The sequence below is a fragment of the Streptococcus oralis genome (genome assembly GCF_901543815.1).
GTDB classification, from domain to species: domain Bacteria; phylum Bacillota; class Bacilli; order Lactobacillales; family Streptococcaceae; genus Streptococcus; species Streptococcus oralis_CM.
This window is the reverse complement of record NZ_CABEIU010000002.1, coordinates 262,528-276,806: the sequence shown is the minus strand read 5'-3', so window position 1 is coordinate 276,806 and position 14,279 is coordinate 262,528. Positions and strand designations below refer to the sequence as shown.

17 protein-coding genes are annotated in these 14,279 nt (G+C 41.9%); all 17 read right to left on the bottom strand.

Annotated elements, in window-relative coordinates; all coding sequences use genetic code 11:
- Nucleotides 1–18: 18 nt before the first annotated feature.
- The 17 genes from ilvN to FQT28_RS01460 all read right to left on the bottom strand — a co-directional run bounded on the left by ilvN (nt 19) and on the right by FQT28_RS01460 (nt 14,193).
- Nucleotides 19–495, bottom strand: a complete 477-nt coding sequence (ilvN, locus tag FQT28_RS01545) for an acetolactate synthase small subunit (protein WP_001253813.1) — start codon at nt 493–495, stop codon at nt 19–21.
- Nucleotides 488–2,188: an acetolactate synthase large subunit gene (locus FQT28_RS01540; RefSeq protein ID WP_143989190.1), complete on the bottom strand. Its 1,701-nt coding sequence runs from the start codon at nt 2,186–2,188 to the stop codon at nt 488–490. Before FQT28_RS01540 ends, ilvN begins: the two co-directional genes overlap by 8 nt.
- Nucleotides 2,189–2,451: 263 nt before the next feature.
- The gene (gene fusA, locus FQT28_RS01535) at nt 2,452–4,533 is read right to left on the bottom strand and encodes an elongation factor G (protein ID WP_125450455.1); all 2,082 of its coding nucleotides are present in this window, start codon (nt 4,531–4,533) and stop codon (nt 2,452–2,454) included.
- A 381-nt stretch (nt 4,534–4,914) separates the two neighbouring features.
- Nucleotides 4,915–5,385 carry a 30S ribosomal protein S7 gene (gene rpsG / locus FQT28_RS01530; protein WP_000087873.1) on the bottom strand — a complete coding sequence of 157 codons (471 nt, stop codon included), beginning with the start codon at nt 5,383–5,385 and terminating at the stop codon, nt 4,915–4,917.
- Nucleotides 5,386–5,404: 19 nt separating this feature from the next.
- Entirely contained in the window at nt 5,405–5,818 is a 414-nt protein-coding gene (gene rpsL / locus FQT28_RS01525) for a 30S ribosomal protein S12 (protein ID WP_001142332.1), read from the bottom strand.
- A gap of 318 nt (nt 5,819–6,136) precedes the next feature.
- On the bottom strand, nt 6,137–6,736 hold the full coding sequence (locus FQT28_RS01515; RefSeq protein ID WP_143989189.1) for a response regulator transcription factor: 600 nt from the start codon (nt 6,734–6,736) through the stop codon (nt 6,137–6,139).
- 1 nt (nt 6,737) lies between these two features.
- A complete protein-coding gene (locus FQT28_RS01510) occupies nt 6,738–7,835 on the bottom strand; it encodes a sensor histidine kinase (RefSeq protein ID WP_143989188.1) in 1,098 nt (365 codons plus the stop codon).
- A 4-nt stretch (nt 7,836–7,839) separates the two neighbouring features.
- On the bottom strand, nt 7,840–8,574 hold the full coding sequence (locus FQT28_RS01505) for an ABC transporter permease (RefSeq protein ID WP_143989187.1): 735 nt from the start codon (nt 8,572–8,574) through the stop codon (nt 7,840–7,842).
- 12 nt (nt 8,575–8,586) lie between these two features.
- Nucleotides 8,587–9,462 (bottom strand): ABC transporter ATP-binding protein, encoded by an 876-nt coding sequence (locus FQT28_RS01500; RefSeq protein WP_143989186.1) that lies wholly within the window; start codon nt 9,460–9,462, stop codon nt 8,587–8,589.
- The gene (locus tag FQT28_RS01495; RefSeq protein WP_000750981.1) at nt 9,449–9,643 is read right to left on the bottom strand and encodes a hypothetical protein; all 195 of its coding nucleotides are present in this window, start codon (nt 9,641–9,643) and stop codon (nt 9,449–9,451) included. The genes FQT28_RS01500 and FQT28_RS01495 overlap by 14 nt, the downstream gene beginning before the upstream one ends.
- Complete coding sequence (locus tag FQT28_RS01490; RefSeq protein ID WP_025168956.1) at nt 9,640–9,846, bottom strand: hypothetical protein; 207 nt, start codon at nt 9,844–9,846, stop codon at nt 9,640–9,642. Before FQT28_RS01490 ends, FQT28_RS01495 begins: the two co-directional genes overlap by 4 nt.
- A 124-nt stretch (nt 9,847–9,970) precedes the next feature.
- Nucleotides 9,971–11,638: a DAK2 domain-containing protein gene (locus FQT28_RS01485; protein ID WP_143989185.1), complete on the bottom strand. Its 1,668-nt coding sequence runs from the start codon at nt 11,636–11,638 to the stop codon at nt 9,971–9,973.
- Nucleotides 11,639–11,640: 2 nt separating this feature from the next.
- Complete coding sequence (locus FQT28_RS01480; RefSeq protein WP_000216434.1) at nt 11,641–12,006, bottom strand: Asp23/Gls24 family envelope stress response protein; 366 nt, start codon at nt 12,004–12,006, stop codon at nt 11,641–11,643.
- Between the two features lie 152 nt (nt 12,007–12,158).
- A complete protein-coding gene (gene rpmB / locus FQT28_RS01475) occupies nt 12,159–12,347 on the bottom strand; it encodes a 50S ribosomal protein L28 (RefSeq protein ID WP_001140948.1) in 189 nt (62 codons plus the stop codon).
- Nucleotides 12,348–12,449: 102 nt separating this feature from the next.
- A complete protein-coding gene (locus FQT28_RS01470) occupies nt 12,450–13,124 on the bottom strand; it encodes a LiaF transmembrane domain-containing protein (protein WP_000725743.1) in 675 nt (224 codons plus the stop codon).
- A 5-nt stretch (nt 13,125–13,129) separates the two neighbouring features.
- The gene (locus tag FQT28_RS01465; protein ID WP_000776591.1) at nt 13,130–13,576 is read right to left on the bottom strand and encodes a LytTR family DNA-binding domain-containing protein; all 447 of its coding nucleotides are present in this window, start codon (nt 13,574–13,576) and stop codon (nt 13,130–13,132) included.
- Nucleotides 13,577–13,689: 113 nt separating this feature from the next.
- Complete coding sequence (locus FQT28_RS01460) at nt 13,690–14,193, bottom strand: phosphatase PAP2 family protein (protein ID WP_143989184.1); 504 nt, start codon at nt 14,191–14,193, stop codon at nt 13,690–13,692.
- Nucleotides 14,194–14,279: the final 86 nt, after the last annotated feature.

The window sequence follows — 14,279 nt, the reverse complement described above, 5'->3', positions numbered from 1 at the left end:
ATTGAAAATCAAAGAGTATTAGTCGCGGGTAAATCCAGTTGCACCCGTACGAGCGATATTTTTAATACCATATGGTCGAATCACTCGCAATAAAGCTTCACTCTTTTCAGCATTTCCAGTCATCTGGATGGTGATTGAGCTTGGAGCCACATCTACTACTGTTGCACGGAAAGGTTGGATAATGGCCAAAATTTCTGCACGCTTTTCAGCAGGAGCAGATACCTTTACCAAGATAACTTCTCTTTCCAAGTGTGGTTTATCTGTGATATCTCGAATGCGAATCACATCAATCTGACGATTGAGCTGTTTAATGATTTGCTCTACTTCATCATGAGAAGCTACATCAATAATGATGGTGATACGTGATACATTGGGGTTCTCTGTCGCACCAACTGAGATACTCTCAATATTGACTTGACGACGAGAAAGGACACCTGTAAAACGATTCAAAACTCCTGAACGGTTTTGCAATCTAGCTGTTAACATTCTACGCATGGAACTTCACCCCCAACATCTCATGATTGCTCTTACCAGCTGGTACCATCGGTAAGACCTGTTCCTTACGAGAAATATCCACCTCGATAAACATGGGCACATCCTCCAGAATGACTTCTAGATCCTTCTCTATCGTCTCTGGATTATCAAATTTATAGTTTTTGATGCCGTAAGCCTGTGCCATCAGCTGGAAGTCAGGAAGTGTATCAAAGACTGACTCTGACGTTCTACCTTCATAGAAGGATTCCTGCCACTGGCGAACCATTCCTAGTGAGTGGTTATTCAACATGACAACCTTAATCGGCACCTTATAGATATTTAGGATAGCTAGCTCTTGGTTGGTCATTTGGAAGCCACCATCACCGACAAAAAGGATAACCTCTTTTTCTGGATTTGCAATCTTGGCTCCAATAGCTGCAGGAACTCCGAAGCCCATGGTACCCAAGCCACCTGAAGTGACTAACTGACGCTCATTTTGGTAAGGATAATACTGAGCTGTCCACATTTGGTGTTGCCCTACGTCTGTGACAACAATGGCATCTCCATTCGTCAACTCACCGATGCGTTCAATAACGGCCTGAGGTTGAACCACACGTTCTTTCTTATCATAAGAACGAACACGATTCTTGTCCTTGGTAACTTTGTCAATCCACTTTTCAGTATTGTTATGAACAGTTGGTTCTGCCAGTAGCATCTGCAAGGCTTTCTTAGCGTCCCCAACCACTGGAATATCTGCACTGATAATCTTACCAATCTCAGCTGGATCTATATCGATATGAGCAACCTTAGCATTCTTAGCAAAGGTCTTAGGATTGCCAGTCAGGCGGTCATCGAAACGGCAACCAATACTAATCATAAAGTCCGCTTCGGTCATGGCAATGTTGGCCGCGAAAGAACCGTGCATACCTCCCATTCCTAGGAAGAGCGGATGGCTAGTCGCAATCGTACCTTGCCCTAAAAGACTGGTCACCACTGGAATTTGGTAACGTTCAGCAAATTCATTGAGCTCGGCAGCTGCTTCTGCATAACTAACCCCACCACCTGCCAACAAAACAGGTTTCTTGGCTTTTGACAATTGCTTCAAGATTTTCTTGATTTGCATGTCATTCGGATCAAGCGTCGGTTGATAACTTGGTAAATTCACCTCTGGTGAATAGATGAAGTCTGTCTCTAAGGCAGATACATCCTTAGGCAAGTCGATCACAACTGGGCCAGGACGACCTGTGGTCGCGATATGGACAGCCTCCGTAATGATGCGAGGAATGTCAGCTGTCTCACGGACTTGGTAATTGTATTTGGTAATAGGCATGGTAATACCGACAATATCCGCCTCCTGAAAGGCATCCTTCCCAATGCCTGCTCGAGCGACTTGTCCCGTAAAGACCAAAAGGGGAACGCTATCGCTCATGGCATCCGCGATTCCTGTAATGGCATTTGTTGCTCCCGGTCCACTCGTGACGACGGCAACGCCCAACTTTCCAGTTGATTTGGCATAACCTTCAGCTTCATGCAAACAGCCTTGTTCATGGCGACCCAAGATGTGGCGAATGCCTTTGAAATTATAAATCGCATCATATAAAGGCAAGACAGCCCCACCAGGATAACCAAATATGGTATCCATTCCTAAATCACGGAGGGTTTCCAAAACTAGATCCGATCCCGTCTTAGGAGCGTCTAAACTGATTTTCTCCATTGTTCCCCTTTCTCTTCTCTTAAAAATAGCTTGTTACTATCATACCATTTTTTCAAAAATTTTCAAGACAAAAGAAGCAATTTTCTGAATTTTCTATCTAAACGTGTTTTTATGAATGTTTTTCCTATTTTTATAAATATGAATAGGGAATTGAACGATTTTATTACTGCCAAATTTAGTTTAGGGTATATTTTTCTAACCTTCCTTGATATAGAACATAAAAAGGAAGCCACTAAGTGACTTCCTTCTAGAGTGAGGACTGATTAGTCTTCACCTTTGTTTTTCTTAATGATTTCTTCTTGTACTGACCTAGGTACATCTTCGTAGTGGTCAAATACCATCATGAAGGTACCACGTCCTTGAGATGCTGAACGAAGAACTGTTGCGTAACCGAACATTTCAGCAAGTGGAACGTAAGCACGAACGATTTGGCTGTTACCGTGTGCTTCCATACCATCAACACGTCCACGACGAGCAGTTACGTGACCCATAACATCACCAAGGTTTTCTTCAGGAACAGTGATGGTTACAAGCATCATTGGCTCAAGGATAGCTGGTTGTGCAGTCTTAGCAGCTTCTTTAAGAGCAAGTGAAGCCGCGATCTTGAAGGCAGTTTCAGATGAGTCGACATCGTGGTATGAACCATCGTAAAGCTTAGCTTTAACGTCAACCATTGGGTAACCAGCAAGAACACCGTTAGCCATAGATTCTACCAAACCTTTTTCAACCGCTGGGATAAATTCACGAGGAACCACACCACCGACGATTGCGTTTTCGAATTCGAATCCTTTTCCTTCTTCGTTTGGAGTAAATTCAATCCATACATCACCGAATTGACCTTTACCACCAGACTGACGTTTGAAGAATCCACGTGCTTGAGTAGAAGCGCGGAATGTTTCACGGTAAGATACTTGAGGAGCACCTACGTTCGCTTCAACTTTGAACTCACGACGCATACGGTCAACAAGGACGTCAAGGTGAAGCTCACCCATACCAGAGATAACTGTTTCACCAGTTTCAACGTTTGTTTCAACGCGGAATGTTGGATCTTCTTCAGCCAATTTTTGAAGGGCGATACCCATCTTATCTTGGTCAGCTTTAGATTTCGGCTCAACCATCAATTGGATAACTGGTTCTGGAACGTTGATTGACTCAAGGATGATTTTAGCTTTTTCATCTGTCAATGAGTCACCAGTTGTAGTATCTTTCAAACCAACGGCAGCAGCGATATCACCTGAGTAAACAGTGTCAATTTCTTGACGGCTGTTAGCGTGCATTTGAAGGATACGTCCAATACGTTCACGTTTACCTTTAGAAGTGTTCAATACGTAAGAACCTGATTGAAGAACACCTGAGTATACACGGAAGAATGTCAAACGACCTACGAATGGGTCAGTCATGATCTTGAAGGCAAGAGCTGCAAATGGCTCTTCGTCAGATGCTGGACGAGTTTCTTCTTCGTCTGTATCTGGGTTGATACCTTTGATTGCTGGGATGTCAAGTGGGCTTGGAAGGTAGTCGATAACTGCATCAAGCATCAATTGAACACCTTTGTTCTTGAAGGCAGAACCACACAATACTGGGAAGAATTCAACGTTGATAGTTGCTTTACGGATACCAGCTTTCAATTCTTCGTTAGTGATTTCTTCACCTTCAAGGTATTTCATCATCAATTCTTCGTCAGTTTCAGCAACTGCTTCGATCAATTTTTCACGGTATTCTTGAGCTTGGTCAAGGTATTCAGCTGGAATATCTTCTTCAAGGATATCTGTACCAAGGTCGTTAGTATAGATTTCAGCTTTCATCTTGATTAAGTCGATGATACCACGGAAGTCATCTTCAGAACCGATTGGCAATTGGATTGGGTGTGCATTTGCTTGAAGACGATCATGAAGTGTACTTACAGAGTAAAGGAAGTCAGCACCGATTTTGTCCATTTTGTTGGCAAATACGATACGTGGAACTCCGTACTCAGTTGCTTGGCGCCAAACTGTTTCAGTTTGAGGCTCAACACCTGATTGTGAGTCAAGAACAGTAACCGCACCGTCCAATACACGAAGAGAACGTTGTACTTCGATTGTGAAGTCCACGTGTCCTGGTGTGTCGATGATGTTTACGCGGTGGTTGTTCCATTGAGCTGTTGTCGCAGCAGATGTGATAGTGATACCACGTTCTTGCTCTTGCTCCATCCAGTCCATTTGTGACGCACCTTCGTGAGTTTCACCGATTTTGTGGATTTTACCAGTGTAGTAAAGAATACGCTCAGTAGTTGTTGTTTTACCGGCATCGACGTGAGCCATGATACCGATATTACGAGTTTTTTCAAGTGAAAATTCGCGTGCCATGAGGTTAGTTTCTCCTATTTTTTATTTTACAATCTATTATAACATTATTTAGAAAAAACGGATAGGCAGGACCTACCCGTTCTCAATGTTTTCATGCTATTGTTGGTTTCAACTTGTGTGAAAAGTTGAATTGAACTCGGGCTAAAGTTAGCTAGCCGATTTGAGCCGGAACGGGATGCTGTGTGAAAAAGATAAACTTCCTTGTATTCGTCGAATACTGCGTTAGTTTCCTATTTTCACCTTGCATCCTTACCGTTCCTAGCATCATAATTGAACTCGGGCTAAAAGCTTGGAAAATAGATAAGCTTTCCTAGAATCTTTGATTCTGCGTCAAGCTTCCTAATTTTCAGTCGCTTTTTTAACGCCCTTAGTATCTTATTCTTACCAACGGAAGTGTGCGAAGGCACGGTTAGCTTCAGCCATACGGTGAGTGTCTTCACGTTTCTTAACAGCTGCACCAGTGTTGTTAGCAGCATCCAAGATTTCTTTTGCAAGACGGTCTTGCATTGTGTGTTCACCACGAAGGCGAGCGATTGTTACCAACCAACGAAGTCCAAGTGTTGTACGACGTTCTGGACGAACTTCAACTGGGACTTGGTAGTTAGATCCACCAACACGACGTGCACGTACTTCAAGTACAGGCATGATGTTTTCCATAGCTGTTTCAAATACTTCAAGTGCATCGTTACCAGTAGCTTCTTTGATTTGCTCAAAAGCACCGTAAACGATTGAAGCAGCTGTACCACGTTTACCGTCAAGCATAACGCGGTTGATAAGACGAGTAACTAATTGTGAATTGTAAAGTGGATCTGGCAATACGTCACGTTTTGGAGCTCTATTTTTACGACTCATTTCTCTTTATCCCCTTTCCTTATGCTTTTGGACGTTTAGTACCGTATTTAGAACGGCCTTGTTTACGATCGTTAACACCTGCAGTATCAAGTGCACCACGGACGATATGGTAACGTACCCCTGGAAGGTCTTTTACACGTCCACCGCGAAGAAGCACCACGCTGTGCTCTTGCAAGTTGTGTCCGATACCTGGGATGTAGGCAGTAACTTCGATAAGGTTGCTCAAACGTACACGAGCGAATTTACGAAGGGCTGAGTTAGGTTTTTTAGGTGTCATTGTTCCAACACGAGTTGCAACACCACGTTTTTGTGGTGAAGAAACGTTTGTTTGAACTTTTTTATGACTGTTGTAACCAACGTTCAAAGCTGGTGATTTAGATTTTTCTACTTTTGATTTACGCGGTTTGCGAACCAATTGGTTAATTGTAGGCATCTACATTCTCCTGTGTTTTTTTATTTTTGGTGATGATACACTTGGTGACAGCTACCATCTGTGTGTACTTTTGCAACATTTGTCAGCACGTCCCTGTACACTTTTGAGAGACCAAAAGTAAAAAGTACCGTCTATTATTGTAACACAATTTTTCCTTCATTGTCAAGATATTTTTCATTTTTATTCTGATCTTTTATCTCTTTGACACTAGCTTTCACCCCTTTTCTAAACCAGAAAAGGAGGCAATTTGCCACCTCCTTTCTAGTATGGTTTTCCTTTGATTCAAGTCGTCATTTCGGAATTTTTTAACCCTTCTTATCAAAGCCAACCAGATTCTTTTGCAATGTTGGCTGCCTCTGTTCGATTACCAGCATCTAGTTTCGAAAGAATATTGGTGACATAGTTTCGGACGGTTCCATTTGATAGATAGAGTTGGTCTGCGATTTCTTGGTTAGACAAGCCCTGAGCGATTCCCTTTAAAACAGCGATTTCTTGTTCTGTTAACGGGTTAGGATGCGTCATCACCACTTCCATCAATTCAGGCGAATATTCCTTACGTCCTTCGAGAACCGTGTGCAAGGTTTGCATGAGGTCTGCAATGCTTCTTTCTTTTAAGACATAAGCATCCACTCCAGCCTTGATTGCACGTTCAAAATAGCCGGGGCGCTTGAAGGTCGTCACCACAACCACCTTTGTTTCTAGCTTTTCTGCTCGTATCCACTCCAAGACTTCGAGGCCTGTCTTAACAGGCATTTCTACGTCAAGAATGGCGATATCTACGGACTCCTTTTCTAAGAGTTGGATTGCTTCTTGCCCATTCTTGGCTTGTAGGACAGTCTCTACATCTGGTTGAAAGGTAAGCAACTGGCACATAGCATCTCGCAACATACTTTGATCTTCTGCAACAAGTAGTTTCATCTTAGTTTCTCTCCTTATAAGGTAGCCGAACCTGCACTTCAGTCGGATGTTTCTGACTAATCACTTTTACTTCTCCTGAAAAAGGAAGGACACGGTCTCGAACGGTATGGAGTTCATCTCCTTTTAGAGAAGCAAAGCCACAGCCATCATCTCTCACTGTCAGAATGAGTTCTTTCTCTGTTCGTTCTAATTTCAAGTAAGCTTTCGATGCTTTGGCATGTTTGATAATATTGGTCACTAACTCAAGCAAAATCATGGAAGCCGTTGATTCTAATTCCTGAGTTAGGCTAGCTGTATCTAGTTGGTGATTGATTTCCGTTTCAATTCCTGCAATTTCCAGCATTTTTTTAACAGTCACAAACTCGGAGGCAAGTGTTCTAGTTTTGAGATTTTCAATGATGGTACGGACTTCATTCATGGATTCTTTACTGATCTGATGAATTTCTTTTAATTCTTTTTCCACTTGAGGATAGGCCTGCATTTGGAGAAGCTGGAGGGCAAGATCCGTTTTTACACTCAACATGGCAAAGGTATGGCCTAGACTGTCATGGAGATCCTGGCCGATACGACTGCGTTCATTTTCAGCCAAGAAGAGATTGAGCTTTGCATTTTGCTTTCTCTTTTCTTCTTTTATTTCCTCCGACACTCGAATTCGATAGAGACCAAAGGTAAAAGCATCAGAAAAGACAAAGGTCAGCAAGAAAAAGAGCAGTTGCCAGGGACTAACATGATTGACCATATAAATCCCGGTTAAAATCAATGGCTGCAAGACAATAAAACTGACAAAACGCCAAGAGTGAAGAGAAATCTCATCCAGCTCATAAATGAGGAGGTTAGATAAATAAAAGATAAACCATGTGAAACCCGAATTCAGCCAAACCGATGTATAAAAAATATAGGCAATCATGAGCCACCAAGCCAGCCACTGCACGATGCGGTTTTGACTTAATAAAATCGAATAGAAGGCTAGGACAAATAATAATGTCCAGAACAAGGTCAAAGGCGGGTACTCTCCACTGATGACACCCGCTATAGGAAAGATGATAAACACTAATGAAATATGAAACATATAATGAGTGTTTTTTAATTTTTCCAACATAGATTTATTTTACCTCGATCCGTTTTTTCAGTTGGATTACCAATACACCAAAGAAAACTGTATAACCTAGTACAACCAAGGCAGCAAGAACGTTAAACTCGTGGTGCTCCATATAAGTAGAGACGACCTGCATAAGCTGGTAGGTTGGAGTCAATTTCCCAATGGATTGGAGCCATTCTGGGAAGGAACTCAAGGGGAACCATAGTCCGCCTAGGACAGCCAAAGCAATATAGGCAATATTTCCAATAACCGTCATCAGTTGAGCACTGGGAAGCAAGCTCACCAAGACACCCATGCTGATAAAGACCACGCTTCCGACCAGCAAAATAGCACCGATCACCAACCAATCAAGCCAAGGCAGAGTCACTCCACGGACAAAATGACCAACCGAAAAGACAACTATAATTGATAACAAGAAAGTCAGCAGAGTACTGAACAGTTTTGATACATAATATTCTACCATAGATACCGGAGAATGTTGAATCAATTTTTGCCAGTTATTCGTCTTGTCGGATTCGAGTGTGCTGGGGATACTGAAAAAGGCGCTTGACATGATACTAAAGAGCGTCATGGCAAAAAGATAGGCTTGAAGAGCAATTTCTGGAATGTCTGACCCTGACATCATACCAGAGAAAATAAGGTAAAACACACTTGGAAGTCCGATGGAAAGCAAGTAGTAGACAGCTTGCCGTTTCATCAGAATAATTTCCACTTTCATGAGACTTGTCATATTTTTCATCGTCAATCTCCTTTAGTCTTGAGTCGTTTCAAAGATACTATCTAAGAGAGTTCGATTGCGAACTTCAATTTCTTCGATCGTGCAGCCCTGTTCTTGCAAGACTTTCCACACCTGACTGGCTTCTTTGGTTGTGAAGGAAAGGGCATTTTGCTTGATTTCAAGCTCTTGAACCATAGTCAGGGTACTGACAAAATCCTGATAGGTTAGAGGCACGGTAAAGTGTTTTTCTTGTTCTTCACCACGCATAGCATAAGGCGTCGTATCGCGAATCAATTCTCCCTTGTGGAGAACCAAAATGCGGTCAGCCGTATGCTCCACCTCTTCGATATAGTGGGAAGAATAGACAATGGTGACACCATTTTTCTTTAATCGATTAACAATTTCCCAAAAATGCTGACGTGTCGAGGTATCCATGGCAGCAGTTGGCTCGTCTAAAAATAGAATTTTCGGACGGCCTATTAAAGCCAACACAAAAGAGAACAAACGTTTTTGCCCACCAGACAACTTGCCCGCTAGCTGATTTTTCTGCTTGTCTGAGAATCTCAACAAGTCATCAATTTCTTTGTCTGAGAGACTGTCAGGATAAAGTGACTTGAAAAATGATAGAAGTTCTTTCACTTTCAAGCTTTGAACAACTGCATTTTCTTGGGGCAAGACAGAAATAAGCTGCTTTAATCGAGGATCTGTTGGTGCAAACCCTTGAATGACTATCTGACCTGAGCTCATGAACTTGTCGCCCAAGAGGCAATCAATCAAGGTTGTTTTACCTGCTCCGTTAGGCCCAATCAAAGCGACACATTCACCATGGTGGATTTCAAAAGAGATGTTCCGCAAGATCTCCTTGTCTTTTATTTTCTTACTCAATTTCTCAACTTTAATCACAGTCATGAGATTCTCCTTTCAACCACTCCATTCCCATAGGGAAAACAACGAAAATCATAAATCCAAAACCCCAAGCACCACGAATGAATTGGCGAAGCAAGGTTTGGTCAAACCAACCAGTAAACATTTCCACTAACCATACCAAGAGTGACAGGCCGATAAAGAAATAGATGATTGTTTTTTTCATTCCTCAAACTCCTTTTTCACATCTCTGAATAATTTCAAACCTTCTCTGACAAGCCAAGACATCATTCCAAAGCCAGCAAAGAGCTCCCAAGGAAAATGATAGAAACCCTCATCCAATCCTGAAAACATGAGATAGGTCATAACTCCCGCTGCTACTAAACTCACTGCGATAATCATTTTATTTTTCATTTCTTCTTCCTCCAGTTCCTACTTCAATTATAGACTTTTGAAGTTAGTGGAGCTAGATGCTTCTGTCACTAGGAAATATGACAAATGTCATAAAAAAAGAAAGTTGAAAAATCAACTTTCTTTTTAATTTATTTAATTTTTATTCCACACTGAAAAGATATGGATAAACTGGTTGTTGTCCTTGGTGAATCTCTACTTCAACATCTTCAAATTCTTCTGCGATTTCTTGGGCAATTTCATTGGCAAGTTCTTCGCTTCCGTCTTCACCGACATAGAAAGTCACGATTTCACTATCTTCGTCCAACATATGTTTCAAAGTTTCAGTCAAGGTTTGGTGCATGTCAGGGTTTGACACGAGGATTTTCCCATCTACCATACCAAGATTGTCATTTTCATGGATTTCCAAACCATCGATAGTTGTGTCACGAACGGCAGTCGTTACACTACCGCTGATGACATCGCCAAGAGCTGCAGCCATGCGTTCTTTATTTTCTTCGATAGACTTGCTTGGGTCAAAGGCAAGGAGGCTCGTCAAACCTTGAGGAATTGTACGTGCTTCTACCACAACAGCAGGTTGTTCAAGCACTTCAGCCGCAGACTGAGCTGCCATAAAGATATTTTTGTTGTTTGGTAAGAAGATAATGTTGCGAGCATTGACTTGCTCAACAGCCCTGATAAAGTCTTCTGTTGAAGGGTTCATCGTCTGCCCGCCTTCGATGACATAATCCACACCTTGGGCACGGAAGATATCTGCCAATCCTTGACCAGCTACTACTGCGATAAGGGCATATTCCTTCTCCTCAGCTGGCTTGCTGACTTGTGCTGCTTCTTTTTCAACTTGTGCTTCGTGTTGGTTACGCATGTTGTCCACTTTAACCTTGACCAAGCTACCATATTTAAGTCCTTCTTGCATAACAAGACCTGGATCTTCAGTATGGACGTGAACTTTGACAATCTCATCATCGTTGACAACAAGAAGAGAATCCCCTAGGTCATTCAAGTAGTTACGGAATTCATCATAATCAAAATCTTTGGCATAAGTTGGACCTTGTTTGAGAGCTACCATGATTTCCGTACAGTAACCGAAGGTAATATCTTCAGTTGCCACATGACCTGCTACAGACTTGTGGTGCTCTGCATTGATCATTTCACTCATGTTGGCAGGGGTCGCTACAAAGTCTTCTGAAGCACTGTATTCACCAGTAAGAGCTGAAAGGAATCCTTCGTAGATGAAGACCAAACCTTGACCACCTGAGTCTACCACACCAACTTCCTTAAGGACTGGAAGCATTTCTGGTGTCTTAGCCAAAGCTGCTTTTGCACCTTCCAAGGCTGCACGCATGACCTCAACAGCATCATCTGTCTCCTCGGCTTTTTTCTTAGCCCCAATAGCCGCTCCACGAGAAACAGTCAAAATGGTCCCTTCAACTGGTTTCATAACCGCTTTATAAGCTACTTCGACACCGGATTGGAAGGCAAGAGCCAAGTCTTGACCTGTTAATTCATCTTTTTCCTTGATAGCCTGAGAGAAGCCACGGAAGAGCTGAGATGTGATAACCCCTGAGTTCCCACGCGCACCCATCAAGAGCCCTTTAGCAAGAATGCTCGCTACTTCTCCAACTGTAGAAGCAGGCTTGTCTGCTACTTCTTTGGCACCATTTTCAATGGTCATTCCCATGTTTGTGCCAGTATCTCCATCTGGAACTGGAAAGACGTTCAATGAATTGACATATTCTGCTTGCTTATTCAAACGAGTTGATGCAGCCTGCACCATCTCTTGGAATAAACTGGTAGTAATTTTTGACACGATTATTCTCCTACAACTTTGATATTTTGAATGTAGACATTCACAGTCTGAGCAGTAATTCCTAGTTGATTTTCTAAACTAAAACGAACACGCTCTTGAATGTTTTTTGACACTTCGCTTATCTTTACTCCGTAGCTCAATACGGTATAAACATCAACTGCAATGCTACCATCTTCGGCTGCTTTTATAACAACACCCTTAGAATAATTTTCCTTACCAAGAAGGGCTTGGAAATTGTCTTTGAGGGCATTTTTACTAGCCATACCGACCACACCAAAAATCTCAGTTGCGGCACCACCTACTACGGTTGCAATCACTTCATCTGTCAGTTCGATTTGACCATCTTTTGTATTAATTTTTACAGTCATTTTTTTTACCTCAACTAGTTGATACTCTATTTTATCATATTTCAGCCCAAGTGTAAAAGCAGAATGCTGTATCTGCGGATATTTGCTCTATTTTTCAAATGGTTTTATCCTTAGAGCAAAAGAAAAAGACCTAAGCGGTCTTTTCATTTTTATTAAACGCGTTCAACTTTACCTGATTTCAAAGCACGAGCTGAAGCCCAAACTTTTTTAGGTTTACCATCGATAAGAACAGTAACTTTTTGAAGGTTTGGTTTTACGGCACGTTTTGTTTGGTTCATCGCATGTGAACGGTTGTTTCCTGATACAGTCTTACGACCTGTAAAGTAACATACTTTAGCCATTGTGTTTTCCTCCTATTAGATCTAATATAGCGGATGTGCTAGCACCACATACCGTACTATGTTATCACACTTTCTTAAATTTATCAAGGGCTAAACTATTTTTTATTTAACGTAAACAACTCCAAGTTTACCAAAAGCGACTTCCCCACGGATAATCAAGGTTTTGTTTGTTGGCGCTACAGGAGCATCTGCCTTAGCTGCACCAAAGGAGGTTTCTACTTTCAAATCGACACGCCAGTGTTGTGGAACATAGACAGTTGCATTCCCGAAGGCCACTTCAATATTTAAAGTTGCAAAATCACCTAACATCTCTGCATTATCATAGTAGATTTTAGCATCCCCAAAAGCGACTTCCACTTGGTCATCTACGAGATCTTGATCTTGCTTATAGAAGGTCCCGCTACCAAAAGCGACTTCCTTATCTGTGACGACTGTTTTTTTTCCATCGTACCACCATTTTTTTTCATTCCAGAACTTACTTGAATGCGTCAGATAACCAACACCGAGTACCACCAAGATGCTAGCCCAGATGAGAGAATGATTGGTAACTGGTAACAAGTCATAAGCGTAATTTGCAATGATGAGCGCTAGTAACCCTGTAAAAACTGCCGAAGTGAGATGGCGTCTAAGGATGGACTCAATGGACTTATAAGCAAAAAAAACAATACCTAGTAAAGGCCATATTTTGCCATCCAAAGAAGGAATTCCAAAATTCCCTTGCAGCAAGATCCAAGCTGCTAAAACTAATAAAACAATACCAAATGCTTTCTTCTTCATCTTTTTTACCTCATGTTTCTTAGATTTTCTTTTAGGAGGGATTGGTAATGCCGTGAGACATGAACCTCCTTGTGGGTCTGATAAAAGGAAATGGTGCCTGTTCCTGAAAAGGACTTGTCCACTGAGTAAATCTGACGGATGTTTGCGATCGTTGACTTGGACACTCGACTAAAATAGCGAGGTAAGATGGACTCCAACTCATAGAGTTTGAGACGAACTTCATAGGCTTCCTTCTGGTTATGAGCATAAATCTTGCTCCCTTCTGTTTCAAAGAAGAGAATTTCTGACAGGTCTAGATAATATTCACCTGTCCCCTTGTAAAAAGTCAATCTCGGAGCCTTTGACTCTTGCAAAAGTCGTTGCAAGTCTGCAATTTCATCTGTCAAAGTGGGGGTCTTGATGACAATTTCAGTCTCCTCTAAATTGCCGTCAATCTCAATTCGTAACTTCATCACATCTCCTTTCTGACTCTACTATATCAAAGCTAAGTTAGGAATACAAGGGCAAAAAAGCAAGTGGTCAATTTGAAGCAGTAAGTGGTTGTAGGACTAACTTAACTTACATGTCAGAATAGGAAGAAAAGGAACCCCCACACCAGACCACAAGCATAGCCAACCAAGACATCCTTGGGATAATGAACACCCCCTAAAACCCTCACCAACCCCAGCAAAACTGAAAAGAGCAAGCATGCCAATCCAACAGGTAGACTAGCATGCAGACAAGCCATGGAGATGATAGTTGCCGAAAAGACATGGCGACTGGGCATCGACTGTCCCGAGCTATCTTTTTCAAGCAGGGGACAGATATCCCAAGTTTCATAAGGCCGCGGGTGATTGATTTTCTTACGAAAAAGAGATAAAATCACAAAACCTGATGCAGGAATAAGCACATAAACCCCAACTTGCTTCCCAAGTCCTAATTGCAGATAAGTGGTGACTAGCAAGGTCAGATAGACCATAGGCATGGAGACTGTCATCAAACGATTGAAACTGTGTAATAGAAATAAAAGGGTGGGATGACTGATTAGTCTGGAGCTGATATTTCGATACCATTCTTGATAATTTTTCATTAAATTTCTCATTCATTACCTTGTTTTTGTCTACTGGTGAGACATTTGTCTTCTAGTATAGTGCAGAAAAAGAAGGCCGTCAAGCC